The organism is Streptomyces sp. A1277 (assembly GCF_004795015.1).
Lineage (GTDB): Bacteria > Actinomycetota > Actinomycetes > Streptomycetales > Streptomycetaceae > Streptomyces.
The window spans coordinates 60,297-78,696 of the sequence record NZ_SSBI01000031.1 but is presented as its reverse complement, the minus strand read 5'-3'; the positions used below and the strand labels follow the sequence as shown (position 1 = coordinate 78,696).

General features: G+C 71.2%; 13 protein-coding genes. 3 read left to right on the top strand and 10 right to left on the bottom strand.

Annotation, left to right across the window (positions count from 1 at the left end; genetic code table 11):
- Positions 1 to 90: 90 nt before the first annotated feature.
- The 4 genes from E6R18_RS21145 to E6R18_RS21130 form a co-directional block, all read right to left on the bottom strand.
- Entirely contained in the window at positions 91 to 1,149 is a 1,059-nt protein-coding gene (locus E6R18_RS21145) for an ABC transporter permease (RefSeq protein ID WP_136318466.1), read from the bottom strand.
- Positions 1,146 to 2,120 (bottom strand): ABC transporter permease, encoded by a 975-nt coding sequence (locus tag E6R18_RS21140; protein ID WP_136318465.1) that lies wholly within the window; start codon positions 2,118 to 2,120, stop codon positions 1,146 to 1,148. The genes E6R18_RS21145 and E6R18_RS21140 overlap by 4 nt, the downstream gene beginning before the upstream one ends.
- Positions 2,117 to 3,766, bottom strand: a complete 1,650-nt coding sequence (locus E6R18_RS21135; RefSeq protein WP_136318464.1) for a sugar ABC transporter ATP-binding protein — start codon at positions 3,764 to 3,766, stop codon at positions 2,117 to 2,119. The genes E6R18_RS21140 and E6R18_RS21135 overlap by 4 nt, the downstream gene beginning before the upstream one ends.
- A 177-nt stretch (positions 3,767 to 3,943) precedes the next feature.
- Positions 3,944 to 5,029, bottom strand: a complete 1,086-nt coding sequence (locus tag E6R18_RS21130; protein WP_136318463.1) for an ABC transporter substrate-binding protein — start codon at positions 5,027 to 5,029, stop codon at positions 3,944 to 3,946.
- 512 nt (positions 5,030 to 5,541) lie between these two features.
- Here E6R18_RS21130 and E6R18_RS21125 point away from each other — a divergent pair.
- Complete coding sequence (locus E6R18_RS21125; protein WP_136318462.1) at positions 5,542 to 7,986, top strand: RICIN domain-containing protein; 2,445 nt, start codon at positions 5,542 to 5,544, stop codon at positions 7,984 to 7,986.
- Positions 7,987 to 8,136: 150 nt separating this feature from the next.
- Positions 8,137 to 10,407: an AbfB domain-containing protein gene (locus E6R18_RS21120; protein ID WP_136318461.1), complete on the top strand. Its 2,271-nt coding sequence runs from the start codon at positions 8,137 to 8,139 to the stop codon at positions 10,405 to 10,407.
- Positions 10,408 to 10,463: 56 nt separating this feature from the next.
- On the opposite strand, the gene E6R18_RS21115 is transcribed toward E6R18_RS21120, so the two are convergent.
- Positions 10,464 to 11,303, bottom strand: a complete 840-nt coding sequence (locus E6R18_RS21115) for a phytanoyl-CoA dioxygenase family protein (RefSeq protein WP_136318460.1) — start codon at positions 11,301 to 11,303, stop codon at positions 10,464 to 10,466.
- Between the two features lie 166 nt (positions 11,304 to 11,469).
- Here E6R18_RS21115 and E6R18_RS21110 point away from each other — a divergent pair, with 166 nt between their 5' ends.
- Positions 11,470 to 12,489, top strand: coding sequence for a LacI family DNA-binding transcriptional regulator (locus E6R18_RS21110; protein WP_136318459.1), 1,020 nt, complete (start codon positions 11,470 to 11,472; stop codon positions 12,487 to 12,489).
- 90 nt (positions 12,490 to 12,579) lie between these two features.
- On the opposite strand, the gene E6R18_RS21105 is transcribed toward E6R18_RS21110, so the two are convergent.
- The 5 genes from E6R18_RS21105 to E6R18_RS35275 form a co-directional block, all read right to left on the bottom strand.
- Positions 12,580 to 15,867 (bottom strand): LamG-like jellyroll fold domain-containing protein, encoded by a 3,288-nt coding sequence (locus E6R18_RS21105; RefSeq protein ID WP_136318458.1) that lies wholly within the window; start codon positions 15,865 to 15,867, stop codon positions 12,580 to 12,582.
- 243 nt (positions 15,868 to 16,110) lie between these two features.
- Complete coding sequence (locus tag E6R18_RS21100) at positions 16,111 to 17,208, bottom strand: NADH:flavin oxidoreductase/NADH oxidase (protein WP_136318457.1); 1,098 nt, start codon at positions 17,206 to 17,208, stop codon at positions 16,111 to 16,113.
- A gap of 128 nt (positions 17,209 to 17,336) precedes the next feature.
- Entirely contained in the window at positions 17,337 to 17,609 is a 273-nt protein-coding gene (locus E6R18_RS21095; RefSeq protein WP_136318456.1) for a DUF1876 domain-containing protein, read from the bottom strand.
- Positions 17,610 to 17,694: 85 nt separating this feature from the next.
- A complete protein-coding gene (locus E6R18_RS21090; protein ID WP_136318455.1) occupies positions 17,695 to 18,087 on the bottom strand; it encodes a hypothetical protein in 393 nt (130 codons plus the stop codon).
- Between the two features lie 35 nt (positions 18,088 to 18,122).
- Positions 18,123 to 18,353: a hypothetical protein gene (locus tag E6R18_RS35275; RefSeq protein ID WP_136318454.1), complete on the bottom strand. Its 231-nt coding sequence runs from the start codon at positions 18,351 to 18,353 to the stop codon at positions 18,123 to 18,125.
- Positions 18,354 to 18,400 lie beyond the last annotated feature (47 nt).

Genomic DNA, 18,400 nt, shown 5'->3' with positions numbered 1-18,400 from the left:
TGTCGCGCGGTGAGGCGCGGTGGCCCGGCTGCGCCGGTTCGGCTCGATCGGCTCGAACGGTGCCGGGGCCGCGACGGCCCCGGCACCGGTTCAGGTGGTTCTGCGACTGCGCGCCAGATAGCGCTGGGCCACGACGACAACGATAAGGAACCCGCCACTGACGACCGACTGGTACGAGGAGTTCAGCGTGCCGATCTGGTTGATCAGGTTCTGGATGACCTGGAGCAGCAGGACGCCCCAGAGGGTGCCGCTGATCGAGCCGGCGCCGCCGATGAGGAGGGTGCCGCCGATGACGACGGCGGAGATGGCGTCGAGTTCCATGCCCACGCCGAGGATGGTGACCCCGGAGGAGAGCCGGGCGGCGTTGAGCGCACCGGCGAGGCCGGCCAGCAGTCCGCTGAGCGTGTAGACGAGCATCTTGGTCCGGGCGACGGGCAGCCCCATCAGCGTGGCCGCGTCGCTGCTGCCGCCGACGGCGAAGATCGTCTGCCCGAACGAGGTGCGCTGCAGGAGGAGCCCACCGGCGCCGAAGAGCGCGAGGGCGACCAGGATCGGATAGCCGAAGCCCCAGATGCTGCCCTGGCCGAGTTCGGCGAAGGCGGAGTCCTTGGGCACCAGGTAGGTGGTGGCGCCCTCGTCGGTGATCGCGAGGAGCAGACCGCGCGCGCCCAGCAGCGTGGCGAGGGTGACGATGAACGGCGCCATTCCGGCGCGTGCCACGAGGAATCCGTTGAGCAGGCCGATCGCACCGCACACCACGAGCGGCGTCAACAGGGCGGGCAGGAAGCCCCATTGGGAGGCCCAGGCGGCGAGCACCCCGCCGAGTGCGAAGACGGAGCCGACGGACAGGTCGATGCCGCCGGTGATGATGACCATGGTCATCCCGAGCGCGACCACGGCCAGGAAGGATGCCTGGACGGTCACTCCGCGGGCGTTGTCCAGGGTGTGGAACGACGGGTAGATGAAGGACGCGACGATCACGACGGTGAGCAGGACGACCAGGACGCCCTGGCGTTGCAGGAGTTCGGCGATCCGCCGGCCGGTCGCGGCCGGCGCTCCGGCCGTGGTGGCGGGCTTGCCGCCGCCCGTCGCGGGGGTCTTGCGCGGTGCCGGTGCGGAGGCCACCGGGGCAGGTGAGGTTTCGTTCATCGGGACCGACGCTCCCGGGCGACGTAGACGGCGGCGATGATGATGGCCGCCTGGGCGATCTGTGCGGTGGAGTCGGGCAGGTCGTGCTTGATGAGGGTGGCGCGCAGCAGCTGCATCAGCAGGGCGCCGGCGACGGTGCCGAGAACCCGGATGGAGCCGCCGTTGAGCGGGGTGCCGCCCACCACGACCGCCGTGATGGCGGAGAGTTCCATGAGGGTGCCGAGCGAGGAGGGGTCGCTGGCGGTGAGCCGGGCGGTGGCCAGGATGCCCGCGAGTGCGGCCAGCACCCCGCAGAGCATGTACACACCGATGAGCACCCGCCGTACGGGGAGACCCGCCAGGGCTGCGGCGGACCGGTTGCCGCCGATGGCGACGACCTGGCGGCCGAAGGTGGTGCGCGTGACGAGGAAGGCCACGGCGCCGGCGAGGAGGGCGGCGATGAGGACGACCAGCGGGATGCCGAGGAAGGAGCCGGTGCCCAGGGACAGCAGGTCGGGGTTGACGATCTGCTTGAGCTGGCTGTCCGCCATGACCAGGGCGAGGCCGCGGCCGCCGACGAACAGGGCGAGGGTGGCGACGATCGGCTGGAGGCCGACGAGTGAGACCAGGGTGCCGTTGACCGCGCCGACGAGGGCTCCGGCCAGCAGCGCCATGACGAGGGCGGGCACCAGTCCGTAGCCGAGGTAGAGGGGCAGCAGCGCGGCGGCCAGGGCCATGGTCGAGCCGACGGAGAGGTCGACGCCCTCGGTGCCGATGACGAGCGCCATGCCGAGGGCGACGATGACGATGGGGGCGACCTGGACGAGCTGGGTGCGGAGGTTGTCCACGGTCATGAAGTGCTCGGTGAACAGGGCGTTGAAGAGCAGGACGACCGCGACGGCGAGGTAGACGCCGTACTCCTGGTACCAGGCGGGGTCGCGCAACCGGGCCAGCGGCCGGGCTGCGGGGGTGGAGACTGCGGCCTGGGTCATCGGGGGTCCTCCTTGGCGGCCGGCGCCTTGTCCACGGGTGCCGGTGAATGGTCGGCGAGCACTTCGAGCAGGTGGCTCTCGGTCACCTCGTCGCCCGCCAGTTCGCCCGCGACCGCGCCGCCGCGCAGGACGACGATGCGGTCGGCGCCCTCGATCAGTTCCTCGATGTCGGAGGAGATGAGCAGGACGGCGAGGCCCTCGCGGGCGAGGTCGTCGATGAGGCTCTGGACCTCGGCCTTGGCGCCGACGTCGATGCCGCGGGTGGGTTCGTCCAGCAGCAGGACCTTGGGCTCCAGGCAGAGCCAGCGGGCGAGCAGGACCTTCTGCTGGTTGCCGCCGGAGAGTTCGCCGACCTTCTGCTCGGGGCTCGCGGCCTTGATCCGCAGTCGCTTCATGAAGATGTCGACAATGCGGTCCTGCTTGGCGCGGGAGACGATGCCGGCGCGGGAGAGGCGGGGCATCGCGGCCAGCACGATGTTCTCGCGGACCGAGAGGCCGGGCACGATGCCCTCGGCCTTGCGGTCCTCGGGCAGCAGGCTGATGCCGGAGCGGATGGCGGCCGCGGAGGTGAGCCGGCGCAGGGTGCGTCCGCCGATTCTCACCTCGCCGGAGTCCAGGCCCAGCGCACCGGACAGGGCCTTCGCGGTCTCGCTGCGCCCGGAGCCGAGGAGGCCGCCGAGTCCCATGACCTCGCCCGCGTACAGTTCCAGGGATACGTCGTGCAGTTGGTGGTCGCGGGAGAGACCGGTCGCGGTGAGGACGGGGGTGCGCGCCACCTCGTGGCCCTCGGAGTCGAAGTTGGTGAGCCCCTCGCGGCGCACCTCGGCCATGTCGCGGCCGAGCATCATCGAGACGAGCTGCATCCGGTCGAGGTCGGCGAGGTCGCCGGTGTGGATGTGGTGGCCGTCGCGCAGGACGGTGACGCGGTCGCAGATCCGGTAGAGCTCGTCCATGCGGTGGCTGACGTAGAGCACGGCGATGCCGCGTCCGCGCAGGTCCTCGATGACCCGGAAGAGGGTCTCGACCTCGCGCGGCTCCAGCGAGGAGGTGGGTTCGTCCATGATGACGACCTGGGCGTTGACGGAGACGGCACGGGCCAGCGCGACCATCTGCTGGGTGCCGATGCCCAGGGTGTGCAGGGGGCGCCTGGGGTCGACGCGGACACCGAAGCCGTCGAGGAGTTCGGTGGTCTCGCGGTGCATCCGGGCGAAGTCGATCAGGCCGAAACGGTTCTTCGGCTCACGTCCGAGGAAGATGTTGCGCGCCACGCTCATCAGCGGGACGAGGTTCACCTCCTGGTAGATCGTGGAGATGCCGGCCTGCTGGGCCTCGAACGGCCGGGCGAAGGCGATCTGTTGGCCGGCCAGCCGCAGTTCGCCCTCGTCGGGCCGGTAGACGCCGGTCAGCACCTTGATGAGGGTGGACTTCCCGGCTCCGTTCTCCCCCACCAGGGCGTGGGTCTCGCCGGCGCGCAGGGAGAAGGAGACGCCGTCGAGGGCGACGACGCCCGGGAACCGCTTGCTCACCGAGCGGGCCTCCAGGACGGCCGGCGCCTGGCCGGCCTCCTTCACGGCGGCGGGCGCGGTGGGCTCCTTCACGTCGGCGGCCGGCTCCGGCGGCTGCGGTACTGCTTCGGGTGGTGCCATGGCTGGTCTTGGCCTTCCGCTCTTCCAAGGGGGTGGGCCCGGTGGCCGCCGTGACGGGTGGGAGCGTCACGGCGGCGGGTGGACCGACGGGGCCGGTACGCGGCCGGCGGGCCGGCGCCCGGTGGTGCCGGGGCGTGTCCGGGACACGCCGTTACGGGCAGGTGGGGCCGGGTCGGATCAGAACGCGCCGCCGAGCGAGTCCTTGGCGTTGGCCTCGTCGTAGGCGCGGTCGGTGATGATGACGTTCTCCGGGATCTCCTCGCCGCCGTAGAACTTCTGGGCGGTCGCGAAGGCCAGCGGGCCGAAGCGCGGGTTGGACTCGATGACGGCGTTGTAGTCGCCGTTGACGATGGCCTGTACGGCGTTGCGGGTGCCGTCGACGGAGACGACCTTGACGTCCTTGCCGGGCTTCTTGCCGGCGGCCTTCAGCGCGGTGACGGCGCCGAGGCCCATCTCGTCGTTCTCCGCGTAGACGGCGGTGATGTCCGGCTTGGACTGGATGAGCTGCTCCATGACCTGCTGGCCCTTGTCACGGGCGAACTCGCCGGTCTGCTGGGCGACGATCTCCATGTCGGGGGCCTTGGCCTTGAGCTGGTCGACGAAGCCCTTGGTGCGGTCGGTGGTGACGTTGTTGCCCGACGAGCCGAGGAGGATGGCGACCTTGCCCTTGCCGCCGGTCGACTTGATCATCGCGTCCGCGGCGCGCTTGCCCTGCTCCACGAAGTCGGAGCCCAGGAAGGCCACGTAGTCCTTGCAGGCGGTGGAGTTGAGCTTGCGGTCGACGGTGAGGACCGGGACCTTCTTGGCGGCGGCGGCCTTCAGCGCCGGCTCCAGACCGTCCGAGTTGAGCGGGGCGACGATGAGGAACTGCGCGCCCTGGGACAGCATGTCCTGGATGTCGCTGATCTGCTTGGACAGCTGCGACTGGGCGTTGGTGGTGAGCAGCTTCTTGACGCCGACCTTCTTGGCCTCGTCCTTGATGGACTGGGTCTCGGCGATGCGGAAGGGGTTGGCCTCCTTCTCCGACTGGGAGAAGCCGACCACCGCGTTCTTCAGGTCGAGCTTCGGCGCCCCGTACGCCTGCAGCGAGCAGCCGGAACCGGACGACGACTCGGGGGTCTTGGCCGCCTGGGCGCCCTGGCTGCTGTCCGCGTTGGCGGAGTCCGAGGTCTCCGACTTGGAGCAGCCGGTGGCGGCCAGCGTGGCGGTGGCGGCGAGGACGCAGGCCACGGCGAGGGTACGGGATCGGCGCTGGATCATCATGCGCTGGAGCTCCTTGGCGGGATGACGGCACGCCGAAAGGCGTGCGGTCGGTCATGGCTGGACGACGCATCGGCCGCTGCACGGCGGCTGATGTCACTGCACTCACGGCCCCGCTAGGAGACGGCCCCTAGCTGCTCGAACTGCGGTCGTGAGAGCCTGCGCGGCCTCTCGGCGGCTCGGTTTACAACGTTATATAGGCGGTGCGGCGCGGGCGGCAAGAGCGTTGTCGATGCGTTTCCAAAATGTGTCGGAGCCGCCCGGCCCGCCCGGGCCACCCGGGCCCACGGGTTGCTGCCGGACCCCTGGACAGCCGCTTGACGGCGTGCTGTCATACCGCCGGAACCCCATTTTCCAACGTTGCAGAGAAAGTGCCTCGCCCTCCCCGGATCGCGACGGCGCCCTTCGTCGTGCGCGCAGCCGGTCCGGACCGCTGCGCCGTGGCGGCCCCCCTTGTCTGATGTGCCTTCCTTGAGCCGGAGCCCCCATGTCCGGCAGAGCAGGAGCCCTCCCCCATGCCCCTGAACCGCAGACAACTCATGACCGGCGCCCTCGCCACCGTCGCCGCCACCACGGCGGCCGGCCGCTGGTCCTCCACCGCGACCGCCGCCGGGCACCGGGTGCGACCGGCCCGCGGCGGCCACTACTCCCCCAACGCCGCTCCCCTGCACCCGACCGCCTTCCTGAAGCTCCCGCCCGGCCGGGTCACCGCGCGGGGCTGGCTCGCCGGACAGCTGAAGCTCCAGCTCGACGGGTTGTGCGGCCGCTACGAGGAGTTCTCGCACTTCCTGGACTTCACGGCCACCGGCTGGGTCCGCCCCGAACTCGGCGGCTGGGAGGAGGTCCCGTACTGGCTGCGCGGCTACACCGACCTGGCGATCGTCACCGGCGACGCACAGGCGCTCGCGTCGGTGCGCCGCTGGTTCGACGCGATCCTCGCCACCCAGCAGGCCGACGGGTTCTTCGGCCCGAAGGCGCTGCGCACCTCGCTGAACGGCGGCCCGGACTTCTGGCCGTTCCTGCCGCTGGTGCAGGCCCTGCGCTCCTGGCAGGAGTACTCCGGTGACGCCCGGGTCATCCCCTTCCTGAGCCGGTTCTTCCGGTACATGAACACCCAGGGCCCCGGCGCCTTCGACACCAGCTGGATCGCCCTGCGCTGGGGCGACGGGCTGGACAGCGTGTTCTGGCTGTTCAACCGCACCGGCGACACCTTCCTGCTGGACCTCGCCGACAAGATCCACACGTACGGCGCCGACTGGGGCGACAACCTGGTCAACCCGCACAACGTGAACATCGCCCAGGGCTTCCGGGAGCCCGCCCAGTACGCACTGCGCAGCGGTTCGGCCCAGGACACCCGCGACACGTACGGGACGTACGGCAGGGCCATGGACCAGTACGGGCAGTTCCCCGGCGGCGGCTTCGCCGGGGACGAGAACGCGCGCCCCGGGCACGGCGACCCCCGGCAGGGCTTCGAGACCTGCGGCATCGTCGAGTTCATGGCCAGCCACCAGCTGCTGACCCGGATCACCGGCGACCCGCTGTGGGCCGACCGCTGCGAGGAGCTGGCGTTCAACTCGCTGCCCGCCTCGCTGGACCCCTCGGGCAAGGCGGTCCACTACATCACCAGCGCCAACAGCGTCGACCTGGACAACGTGGCCAAGTCGGAGCGCCAGTTCCAGAACGGCTTCGCCATGCAGGCGTTCCTGCCCGGTGTCGACCAGTACCGCTGCTGCCCGCACAACTACGGCATGGGCTGGCCGTACTTCACCGAGGAGCTGTGGCTCGCCACCCCGGACGGGGGTCTCGCCGCCGCGATGTACGCCGCCTGCGAGGTGACCGCGAAGGTCGCCGACGGCACCGAGGTCACCTTCACCGAGGAGACCGGCTACCCCTTCACCGACACGGTCACCCTGACCCTGAAGACACCGAAGCGGCTGGGCTTCCCGCTCGTCCTGCGCATCCCCGCCTGGTGCGGCTCCCCGGAGATCGCGGTGAACGGGCGGCGCGTGGACGCACCGGCCGGCCCCGCCTTCACCCGGATCGACCGCACCTGGGCCGACGGCGACCGGGTCACCCTGCGCTTCCCGCAGCGGACCACCGTCCGCACCTGGGAGCACAACCGCGGCTCCGTCAGCGTGGACCGCGGCCCGCTCACGTACTCCCTGCGCATCGGGGAGACGTACGAGCGCATCGGCGGCACCGACCGGTTCCCGGAGTACGCGGTCCACGCCGCCGGCCCGTGGAACTACGGACTCGTCCTGGACGCGGCGAATCCGGCCGCCTCCCTGCGCCCCCGCACGGTCCGGCGCGTCCGGGACGGCAACCCCTTCACGCTCGACGGCACCCCGCTGACGATCACCGCGAAGGCCCGCCGCATCCCGGAGTGGACGGCGGACGACGAGCATGTCGTCGCCCCGCTCCAGGACTCCCCGGCGCGCAGCGGCGAACCGGTGGAGGAGGTCACACTCGTCCCGATGGGGGCGGCCCGGCTGCGCATCACCTCGTTCCCCACGGCCGCCCCGGACGCGCGCCCCTGGCTCGCCGACCGCTGGTACCGCATCCGCAACCGCCACTCCGGCAAGGTCCTCGGCGTGGACGAGATGTCCACCGCCGACAGCGCCCACGTCGTCCAGTTCACCGACAACGGCACCGACGACCACGACTGGCGGCTCGTCGCCGAGGGCGACGGCTGGTACCGCATCCGCAACCATCACTCCGGCAAGGTCCTCGGCGTGGACGAGATGTCCACCGCCGACAGCGCCCACGTCGTCCAGTTCACCGACAACGGCACCGACGACCACCTCTGGCAACTCGTCCCGGACGGCGACGGCTGGTACCGCATCCGCAACCGCCACTCCGGCAAGGTCCTCGGCGTGGACGAGATGTCCACCGCCGACAGCGCCCACGTCGTCCAGTTCACCGACAACGGCACCGACGACCACCTCTGGCAACTCGTCTGATTCCCGGTGCCGCGCGCACTCCCCCGTACCGCTCCCCGTCCCCGGGGGCGAACCGAATCAAAAGGAGACGAACCTGTGAGGCGTTTACGTGTACCCGGCCGCGGGCCGTGGTGGAGACGGGCGGTCGCGACGACCGGTCTGCTGGCGCTGGTGTCCACCGCACTGATCGGGGTCGGTGCGGCGCCGGCCGGTGCCGCGTCCTGGTCACCCAAGTCCCCTCCCATGACGACGCCCTGGACGAACCAGGTCCCGGTCGACAAGCCGCTGCCGGAGTATCCGCGCCCGCAGCTGACCCGGCCCGACTGGTCCAACCTCAACGGCATCTGGGACTTCGCGATGACCGGCCGGGACGCCGGGCAGCCGTCGTCGTTCCCCGACCAGATCCGGGTGCCCTTCGTCGCCGAGTCCGCGCTCTCGGGCATCCAGCGCAGGATCACCGAGAACGACAAGCTCTGGTACAAGCGCACCTTCACCGTGCCGTCGAACTGGAACGGCCGCCGGGTCGAACTCAACTTCGGCGCCTCCGACTGGCAGACCACGGTCTGGGTCAACGGCACCCAGGTGGGCGCGCACAAGGGCGGGTACGACTCGTTCGCGTACGACATCACCCCGCGGCTGAACGGCGGCACCAACACCGTCGTGGTCTCCGTCTACGACCCGACGCAGACCGGCGGCCAGGCCGTCGGCAAACAGCGGATCAACGATGTCCAGCCGCACAACGGGGGCGGCATCTTCTACACCGCCGCCTCCGGCATCTGGCAGACGGTCTGGCTGGAACCGGTCGCCGCCGCCCACATCACCCGCCTGGACATGACGCCGGACCTGGGTGACAGCACCCTGCGGGTGAAGGTGCAGGCCGCGTCGGCGGCCGGGCGCACCGCCAGGGTCACCGTCTCCAGCGGCGGCACCGTGGTCGGCACGGCCACCGGAGCGGTCGGCTCCCAGGTCTCCGTGCCGGTGCCGGGTCCGCATCTGTGGAGTCCGGACGACCCGTTCCTGTACGACGTGAAGGCGGAACTGCTCGACGGGTCCGCCGTGACCGACGCGGTCGGCAGCTACACCGGCATGCGCTCCATCGCCGTCGCCAAGGTGGACAACGTCCTGCGCCCGGTCCTCAACGGCGAGTTCGTCTTCCAGACGGGCACCCTGGACCAGGGTTACTGGCCGGACGGCATCTACACCGCGCCGACCGACGCCGCCCTGAAGTCGGACCTCCAGGCGCACAAGGACCTCGGTTTCAACATGGTCCGCAAGCACATCAAGGTCGAACCGCAGCGCTGGTTCTACTGGGCGGACAAGCTGGGGCTGCTGGTCTGGCAGGACATGCCGGCCATGGACACCGGCAAGAGCCCCGACGCGGCGGCCCGCACCCAGTGGGAGGCCGAGTTCCACGCGGTCATCGACCAGCACCGCAGCTCCCCGTCCCTGGTGATGTGGGTCGACCAGAACGAGGGCTGGGGCCAGTACGACCAGGCCAGGATCGCCAATGAGGTCAAGGCGTACGACCCGAGCCGGCTGGTCGACAACATGAGCGGGGTCAACTGCTGCGGCTCGGTGGACGGCGGCAACGGTGACGTGGTCGACAACCACATCTACGTCGGCCCGGGCAACACCGCGCCGACCGCCACCCGGGCGGCCGTCCTCGGCGAGTTCGGCGGCCTGGGGTACAAGGTCCCCGGCCACGAGTGGTTCCCCGGCGGCGGCTTCAGCTACGAGGACCAGCCGAGCATCGCCGCCCTGAACGACCGGTTCGTGGGGCTGATCGACGGCATCCGGGTCGGCCAGCTGCCGGCGGGCCTGTCCGCCTCGGTCTACACGGAGATCACCGATGTGGAGAACGAGGCGAACGGGCTGCTCACCTACGACCGCCAGGTCGTCAAGGTGGACGCGGCCCGGGTGCGGGCCGCGAACCAGGCCCTCATCAACGCCTCGAAGAACCCGGCCCCGCCGGTGGCCCTGCCCACCGGGCAGTACAAGTCGCTGCGGGTCACCACCCCCGGCTACACCAACAAGTACCTCCGCCACCAGAACGGGCTCGCCTTCACCGAGGTGGTCGACAACGGCAGCAGCGCGCTGCTCAAGAACGACGCCACCTGGAGGATCGTCCCCGGCCTGGCGAACGGCGACTGCTACTCGTTCGAGTCCCGCAACTACCCCGGCGAGTACCTGCGCCACCGGGACTTCCGGGTCCGCCGCGACGCGAACGACGGGTCCGCGCTCTACAAGGCCGACGCCACCTGGTGCGCGGTCGCCGGCACCGGTGGTGTGCGGCTGACCAGCGCGAACCTGCCGGGCAGCTATCTGCGCCACATCGACTCGGAGGTGTGGCTCGCCACCCCGGGCGGTGGGCACGCCTGGGACAACCCGGCCACGTTCACCGAGGACACGACGTGGGCGGTGGAGGCGCCCTGGGCACCCTGAGCTGAAGTGAGGTGGGTGCCGGGGCCGGGCGGGTGCGCCGCCGGGCCCCGGCACCGTCATGCGTCGCCCATGACCAGTCCCTCGATCGTGTGCTTCTGGACGATGGGCACGAGCCGGTCGACCACCGGGCAGCCCAGATGTGCCCGGACCCGCTCGGGCAGGGCGGCCCAGAACTCCCGGGTGACCGCCATGTCGTGGTGGCCGTCGTTGCCCGCGCCCGGGGCGTCGACGCCCAGCACCAGGACCGGGCGGGCGTCGGCCGACCGGTTGGCCGTGCCCCGGTGGATGGTCAGGGCGGAGCGGGCCGAGATGTCGCCGCGCTGCGGGTACTTCCGCTCGGCCAGGGCCTCGTAGCGCGGGTAGTCCTCGCGGCGCGGGAACATGGCGTGCCCGAACCGGGCGTCGTCGTCCCACTGCGTGCCGGGCGCGATCTCGAACGGGCCCATGTCCTCCCGCGTGTCGACGGCGGTCAGGTTGAAGGCGAGCGAGGTGAGCCGGCGCTCGCTCCGCGTGGCCTCGGGCATCGGGAAGTCGCGGTGCCAGGGCTGGTTGACCGCCCCGGCCAGCGGCACGTCGAAGCCGAGCTCGACGATGCGGTAGTCGGGGCCGAGGACCGCCTCGCTGACCGCGCGCACCCAGGGGTGGTCCACGAGGTCCACGAAGCCGCGCAGCTGCTCCGGGTGGATCTCCACGTAGTACCGGTGCGGGCCACGTCCCACGGCGCCGCCCTCCCGGCCGCGCGCCTCGGCGAAGGCGGCGTCGATGTCCTCGCGCATCCGGTCCGCCCACTGCGGACCGAACGCGCCGCGGCACGCGGTGATCCCGGCCGTGTACAGGTCGCGCACGGCCTCGTCGGCGTGCGGGAACGGGGCGGTGGTGGTCGCGGCCTCATGCATGACGTGGTCCTTCCATCGGGGCGGGCTCCGTATGACACCGCCATATTGCAACGTTGCAACCAACGTGGCAAGAGTCTGCGCGGACGGGTTCGGCGCCACCTGTTACGGTCACTGCGCAAGGGGCGCGGCCCGCCGCCCCCGTACGCAGAGAGCAGGAGCAACGACCGTGGCAGCGAGACTCAAGGACGTCGCCGCGCTCGCGGGCGTGTCCGTCAGGACCGTCTCCAACGTCGTGAGCAACGCGGCCGCCGTCGCCCCGGCGACCCGGGCCCGGGTGCTGGCCGCGGTGGAGGAGCTGGGGTACCGACCCAACCTGGCCGCCCGCAACCTCCGCCAAGGCCGCACCGGGCTCATCGGCGTGGTCGTCCCGGAGATCCACTCCCCCTACTTCGGCGCGCTGACGGGGCTCCTCATCGACGCGGCACAGGAGCGCGGCTGGACGGTGCTCCTGGAGCGGACCGGGGGCCGGGCGGAGCTGGAGCGGCGGCTGCTTGACGGCTCCGAGGGGCACCAGGTGGACGGGATGATCGTCAGCCCGTGGTCCACGCCTCCCGCCGAACTGGCCTCACTGGCGGGCGGCCTGCCGTTGGTCGTCCTCGGCGAGCTGGACCCGCTCGGGTCCATCGACCACGTGGCGCTGGACAACGTCGCGGCGGCCCGGGACGCCGCCCGTCACCTCGCCGCGCTGGGCCGCCGGCGCGTCGCCGCCATCGGGCTGCAGTCCGCGCTGGGGCACGGCACCGCCGAACTGCGGGCCGAGGGCTTCCGGCTGGGGCTGCGGGAGGCGGGGCTGAGCCCGGTCGCCGAGGTCGAGGTGGCCGACCTGCACCGGGGCGAGGGGGCGCGGGCGCTGCGCGAGCTGCTGTCCCTGCCCGAGCGCCCGGACGCGGTGTTCTGCTTCAGCGACGAACTGGCCCTCGGGGCGCTGCGGGCCGCCGCCGAGCAGGGGGTGCGGGTGCCCGAGGAGCTGGCGCTGGTGGGCTTCGACGACATCGAGGACGGGCGGTTCTCCACCCCCTCGCTGACCACGATCGCCCCGGACCGGGCGCAGATCGCCGAGCGGGCGGTGCAGTGCCTGAGCGAGCGCGTGCTCGGCCGGCTGGCCGCGCTGCCCGCGCGCCGGATCGTCGTCCCGCACCGGCTGCTGGTCCGGGAGAGCACCGGGGGGCCGACCCCGGCCGCGTAGGGCGCGCCCGGGCAGGCGGACGCGCCCGGGCAGGCGGACGCTCCCGGCGGTGCGGGCTGTCGCCGCGCACCGCCGGGAGGGCCTTTGGGACTACGGCTGTTCGCGGTCGTGCAGGGCCGTCACCTCCTGGTCGGTGAGCGCCTTGTCGTACACCCGCACCTGGTCCACGGAGCCGTTCCAGAAGTCGGTGTTGCCGCCCGACCACTTGGCGCGGCCCACGGACAGGGCGCCGCTGCTGACGTCGGCGGACCCGGCCGGCGCGGTGGCCGCGAGCTTGCCGTCCACGTACAGCTTGATCTCGTCACCGCTGCGGACGCCGACCAGGTGGTACCACCGGCCGAGCTCGGGCGTCATCTCCAGCCGGGCCCGGTGGGCGCCGGGGGTGGAGAAGGCGAACGCGCCCTGCCCGTACTGGAGGTAGAAGGGGTTCTCCTGGCGCCGGCCGTCCTGGCTGACGACGGTGGCGTAGTTGCCCGGGAGCGCGTCCAGGGACGCCCAGGCGGAGACGGTGTAGTCGCCGGTGGTGTCGACGACCGGGCCGCTGGTCTCGGCGTACTGGCCCTCACCGTCGAACTTCAGCGCCGAGCCGTGCACGCCGGCCGTCCAGGACGTGCCCTGGGAGAGGGTGAGGTTCTTGTGGTTCGGGCCGCTGTCGGCGGCCTTGGTGCCCTTGTTCTCGTCAAGCGACCAGGCGCCGCCGCCCTTGACCGGTGTCTTCGTGCCGGCCGCGGCACCGGCGGCGATGACCTGGCGGTTGATCTTCCGCACCTGGGCGGCGTCCACCTTGATCTCGCGGCGGTCGTACGTCCAGAGCCCGTTGAGCTCGTTCTCCAGGTCGGTCACCTGGGTGTAGATGGAGCCGGAGAGCTCGGCGCCGGCCGCCTCCAGGTAGTAGTCGCGGGTGTTCTCGACGTACTTGGCGGTCAGCGCGGCCTTGTCCGCGACACCGCTGTAGATCACGGTCGGCGCGCCGGGCCACATGTGGCCGGGCATCCGCAGGGTGAAGCCGCCGTGCTCACCGTCCATCGCGGCGCGGTTCGCGTCCGGGAAGGCCGGGTCGGTGTTGTTGTAGTCGTGGTGGTCGATGATGTCGCCCTTGCCCGAGTCGCCCTTGGAGTTGCAGCAGTTGACACCGCTGTGGGCGTTGACGACGCGGGAGGGGTCGGCGGCCTGGACCCGCTCGGTGATCCTGCCGGTCTCGGTGCGGTCCCACTCGCCCCAGCCCTCGTTGAAGACGATCCAGGCACCGATCGAGGGGTAGTTGTGCAGCTGGGTCATCATCTCGGCGCCCTGGTCGAGGAAGGCTTGGTGGCCCTTCTCGCCGGTGAGGTTGCCGGAGACGAAGTCCTGCCACACCAGCAGACCGAGCTGGTCGGCGTGGTAGTACCAGCGCGCGGGCTCGACCTTGATGTGCTTGCGGACGGAGTTGAAGCCGAGGTCCTTCTGTGCCTTCAGGTCGAAGACGAGGGCCTTGTCGCTGGGCGCGGTGTTCAGGCCGTCCGGGTAGAAGCCCTGGTCGAGCTGGGCGAGGGAGAAGAACGGCTTCCCGTTGAGGACCAGCTTCTGGTAGCCCCCGACCTCGGCGATGCCGAGGGAGCGCATGCCGAAGTAGCTGTCGACGGTGTCCTTGGAGCTGCCGTCCTTGAGGGTGACCTCCAGGCCGTACAGGTAGGGGTCGTCCGGCGTCCACAGGTGCTGCTTGCTGACGGGCAGGTTCAGCTCGCGGTTGGCCGGTCCGGAGATCCTGCCGACGACCTTGCCCTTCTTGTCGCGGGCGACGGCGGTGACCTGGGCGGACTTCGAGGCGTCCGTGGAGTTGACCGTCAGGGCGAGGCGGCCCTTGTCGATGTCGGGCGTGGTCGTCAGGGAGTCGACGGCCGCCGGGGCGACGGGCTCCATCCAGACGGTCTGCCAGATCCCTGAGGAGGGGGTGTAGAAGATGCCGCCGGGGTTGGCCGACTGTTTGCCGGTGGGCTGGTCGGCGCCGGTGGTGTCGGTGACCGCGACGACGATCTCCTGCTGGCCGCTGCCCTTGACCGCGTCGGTGATGTCGGCGCTGAAGGCGGTGTAGCCGCCGGTGTGCTCGGCGACCTTCTTGCCGTTGACCCAGACGGTCGCCTCGTAGTCGACGGCCCCGAAGTTGAGCTTCAGCCGGTTGCTCTTGCCCTTGCCGTGCTTGTCGCCCTTGACGGCCCAGTTCTTCGGGACGGTGACGAGCTTGCGGTAGAACATGTGGTCCTCGTGGCGCTCCAGACCGGAGAGCTGCGATTCGACCGGGAAGGGCACGGTGATGCGCTCACCGAGCTTCTTGCCGAAGACGGGCTTCTCGCCGGCCTTGGCCCCGGCGAACTCCCAGGGGCCGTTCAGGTTCTGCCACTTGTCGCGGACCTGCTGCGGCCGGGGGTACTCGGGCAGCGGGTCGTTGCGGTCGAGCTTGTCGCCCCAGGTGGTGGTGAGGCGGTGCGTGGAGAGGTTGGTGGCCGTGCGGTTGATCTCGGGGACGGTCTCGCGGCCCGACTTGAGACCGGCTTCGCCGTCGTAGGCGACCGTGACCCGCTGGTCCTTCTGGACGGCGGCGGCGAGGGTGACGACGAGTTGTTCGGAGTTGCCGGGGGCCCGGGTGACGGACTTGACCGGCATCGGGGTGGTGTCGGCCTCGATGGCGAGGTGGTTCTTCAGCTCCGCGTAGTCGCTGACCTTGTCCTCGAACGCCAGCCGGAGCTTCAGGCCGTCGTCCGCGACGCTCAGCCCGACCGGGTAGACCTCGAAGTCGGCGGGCGGGGTGAAGGCGGACTCCGGGACGAGTTGCCTGGCGAGCTTCGCGCTGGACCAGCGCAGGAACATGTTGGCGCCGCCGGTGTCCTGGAACATCTCCAGCCTGAACGTGTGCGGCTCGCCGGCCTTGAGCGATATCGGCGCGCTGGTCTGCTCGTTGTCCCAGTCGGGCAGCCAGTGGTCGATGACGGCCTTGCCGTCGATGAAGAGCCGGAAGCCGTTGTCGCCGATCGCGGCGAAGGTGTAGTCGCCGTCCTCGGGGGCGGTGATGTCGCCCGTCCAGCGGGCCGTGGTGTTCTCGGTGCGGCCGGTGGTGGACTCGAAGGCGCCGGTGAGGCCGGGGAAGTTGATCTGCGGGTCCAGGGCGACGCCGCCGAGCTTGTCGAAGTCCCGCGCGCCGGGCGCGGACATGCTGAAGTACTCGCCCTTCAGCCCGTGGACGGTGGTGGCCGGGTCACCGGCCTTGAAGGTCGTCGCGGAGGCGGCACCGGCGGGCGTGGCCGCGGCGGCCGGGACCAGGGTGGCACCGAGGGGGATCAGGAGCGCGGCGGCGCAGGCCGCTGTCCTGAACAGAGCGCGGGGGCGGGGCGTTTGTCGTCTCAAGGCGTCGTCCTGTCGAGAGAGCTGAAGTGCCTCGAACCTGTGAGGCACAGCACACAATCGAACATTGAGCCACAGCACCAAACGCAAAACAACAGTCGTGCGTGGGGAATTTTCAACGATAGAAAAAGGTGGGCGAGGCGCTCCGCCGACAGGTCCACGCAGACCGCCCCCTTCGCACACCAGGGGTGCGAAGGGGGCGGAGCGGGGCGGAAAGGCGCGGACGGGACCGCCGGGTCCACGCGGTCAGATCGCGTATCCGTACTGCTCGGGGGCGTGCACCGTGCCGTTCAGCTCGCGGGCCGCACCCTGGGCCCACGAGGGGCTGCGCAGCAGCTCGCGCCCGAGGAGCACGGCGTCCGCGCGGCCCTCGGTGAGGATCTTCTCGGCGTGCTGCGGGTCGGTGATGAGGCCGACGGCCGCGACGGGCAGCGAGGTCTCCCGCTTCACGCGCTCGGCGAAGGGCACCTGGTAGCCGGGGCCGGTCGCGATGCGGGCGCGGGGCGCGTTGCCGCCGGTGGAGACGTCGAGCAGGTCCACGCCATGGGCCTGGAGATCCACGGCCAGGCGCACCGTCTCGTCGGCGGTCCAGCCCTCGCGCTCGTCCTCGGGGTTCTCGGTGAGCCAGTCCGTGGCGGAGACTCGGAAGAAGACCGGCAGGTCCTGCGGCCACACCTCGCGGACCGCGTCGACCACCTCAAGAGCGAAGCGCACGCGGTTCTCGTAGCTGCCGCCGTACGCGTCGGTGCGGTGGTTGCTGTGCGGCGAGAGGAACTGCCCGATCAGGTAGCCGTGCGCTCCGTGCACCTCGGCGACCTGGAAGCCCGCGTCGACGGCGCGGCGGGCGGCCTCGCGGAAGTCGTCCACGACGCCCCGGATCTCGTCCGCGGTCAGCTCGTGCGGCACCGGGTAGCCCGCGTCGAAGGGCAGCGGGCTGGGCGCTACCGGAGTCCAGCCGTGCGCCTCGGGGCCGACCGGCCCGCCGCCGGTCCAGGGCGCGGCGGTGGACGCCTTGCGGCCGGCGTGGGCGAGCTGGATGCCCACCACGGAGCCCTGCGCCTTGACGAAGTCGGTGATCCGGCGGAACGCGGCGGCCTGGGTGTCGTTCCAGATGCCGAGGTCGGCGGGGCTGATCCGGCCCTCGGGGCTGACCGCCGTCGCCTCGGTGAGGATCAGGCCGGTGCCGCCGGTGGCGCGGGCCGCGAGATGCGTGAAGTGCCAGTCGGTGGGCACACCGGTGTTCGGCCCCACGGGCTCGGCGCTGTACTGGCACATCGGTGCCATCCACACCCGGTTGGGCACGACAAGCGACCTGAGGGTGCAGGGCTCGAAGAGGGCACTCACGACGGACTCCGATTCGCCGGTACGGAAGGATCGCTAGTACGATACATCCCGTACTACGACGTCCGTCAAATTACGACGCCTCTCGTACAAGGAGCCGCCGGGGTGCCCGCCGGTCAGGTCGGCGCCCGTCAGGTCAGCGGGTAAGAGGTGCGGCCGGATGCCTCGTCTATCTCGTCGTGGGCCTTGGTCAGCAGCTTCATCGCCAGTTCGTTCAGCGCGCGGGCTCCCGCGATCTCCTCCCCCACCCGGGGCTGTTCCGCGTCGGAGGGATGGCGGCTCGCATAGCCGTGGACGCGTACCTCCTGACCGTCGGAGAGCCGCACCAGGGCGGCCGCGCGGGTGCGGTGGGTGTCTTCCTCGAATTCCAGCTCGATGTGCCATCCGACAGCGGTCGTTGTCATGGCGCTCACCTCCGGAGGTCTCCTCTCCAGGGTGCGCCCCGCGCCGGGGAGGCGCGCGGCCGGGCTCCCGGGACTTCGTACGGGCTCAGGCGCCGGGCAGGCGGCCCCGGCGGCGGAGCGGGATGCGGGCGTCCGCGTCGTACATCTGGTTCCAGCCGCGTCCGGCGCCCGAGGCCCAGGTGACGTGGGCGGTGCCCCCCTCGGTCCGGACGGCCTCCACCGTCATGGCGCGGTCGCCGTCGCGCACGTCGCCCCGGCGCAGCTCGCCCGCCCTGACGGTGACGGGGTCCGCCGGGCCGCTCTCGGCCTCGTCCGCCGCGAGGCCGAGAGCGGTGGCCAGCTCCCGGGCGCGGGCCGGGGTGCAGACGAAGGAGAGCGCGCCCGAGGGTGTGGAGAGCGTGATGCCCACCTCTGCGCCTACGGGGGTGGCCTCCAGCGTCCCGGCTGACGCGCCGGTGTCCTCGTGCTCGTTCGTCATCGCTCCACACCTTCCCGCGTTCCGGCCCCCCGGGCTCAGCGCAGCCGGAGGCTCTCCGGCGGGCCCAGGTAGCTGGGTTCGAGGCCGCCGGTGTCGACCACCAGGTTCTGCAGCACCACCGTCGGGTCGACCATCCAGAATTTCAGCACATGCACAGCGGGGGTCGCGATGCGGTGGACGGTGGCGGGCCCGTCACCGGGGTGGGGTGGGGTGGGGTGGCATGCGCGGGCGCGACGGTTTCGAAAGTTTCGGGCACCTCCCCGCACATCCGGCGAAAGGGCCGGAGGTACGGGCGCGGGACGGTGCGCGAGGT

Bases quoted from the DNA above. Each gene is read 5' to 3' on its own strand.
- E6R18_RS21115 (WP_136318460.1), bottom strand. From the start codon at position 11,303: ATGCATGAGGCCGCGACCACCACCGCCCCGTTCCCGCACGCCGACGAG.
- E6R18_RS21135 (WP_136318464.1), bottom strand. From the start codon at position 3,766: ATGGCACCACCCGAAGCAGTACCGCAGCCGCCGGAGCCGGCCGCCGAC.
- E6R18_RS21125 (WP_136318462.1), top strand. From the start codon at position 5,542: ATGCCCCTGAACCGCAGACAACTCATGACCGGCGCCCTCGCCACCGTC.
- E6R18_RS21145 (WP_136318466.1), bottom strand. From the start codon at position 1,149: ATGAACGAAACCTCACCTGCCCCGGTGGCCTCCGCACCGGCACCGCGC.
- E6R18_RS21095 (WP_136318456.1), bottom strand. From the start codon at position 17,609: ATGACAACGACCGCTGTCGGATGGCACATCGAGCTGGAATTCGAGGAA.
- E6R18_RS21090 (WP_136318455.1), bottom strand. From the start codon at position 18,087: ATGACGAACGAGCACGAGGACACCGGCGCGTCAGCCGGGACGCTGGAG.
- E6R18_RS21130 (WP_136318463.1), bottom strand. From the start codon at position 5,029: ATGATGATCCAGCGCCGATCCCGTACCCTCGCCGTGGCCTGCGTCCTC.
- E6R18_RS21140 (WP_136318465.1), bottom strand. From the start codon at position 2,120: ATGACCCAGGCCGCAGTCTCCACCCCCGCAGCCCGGCCGCTGGCCCGG.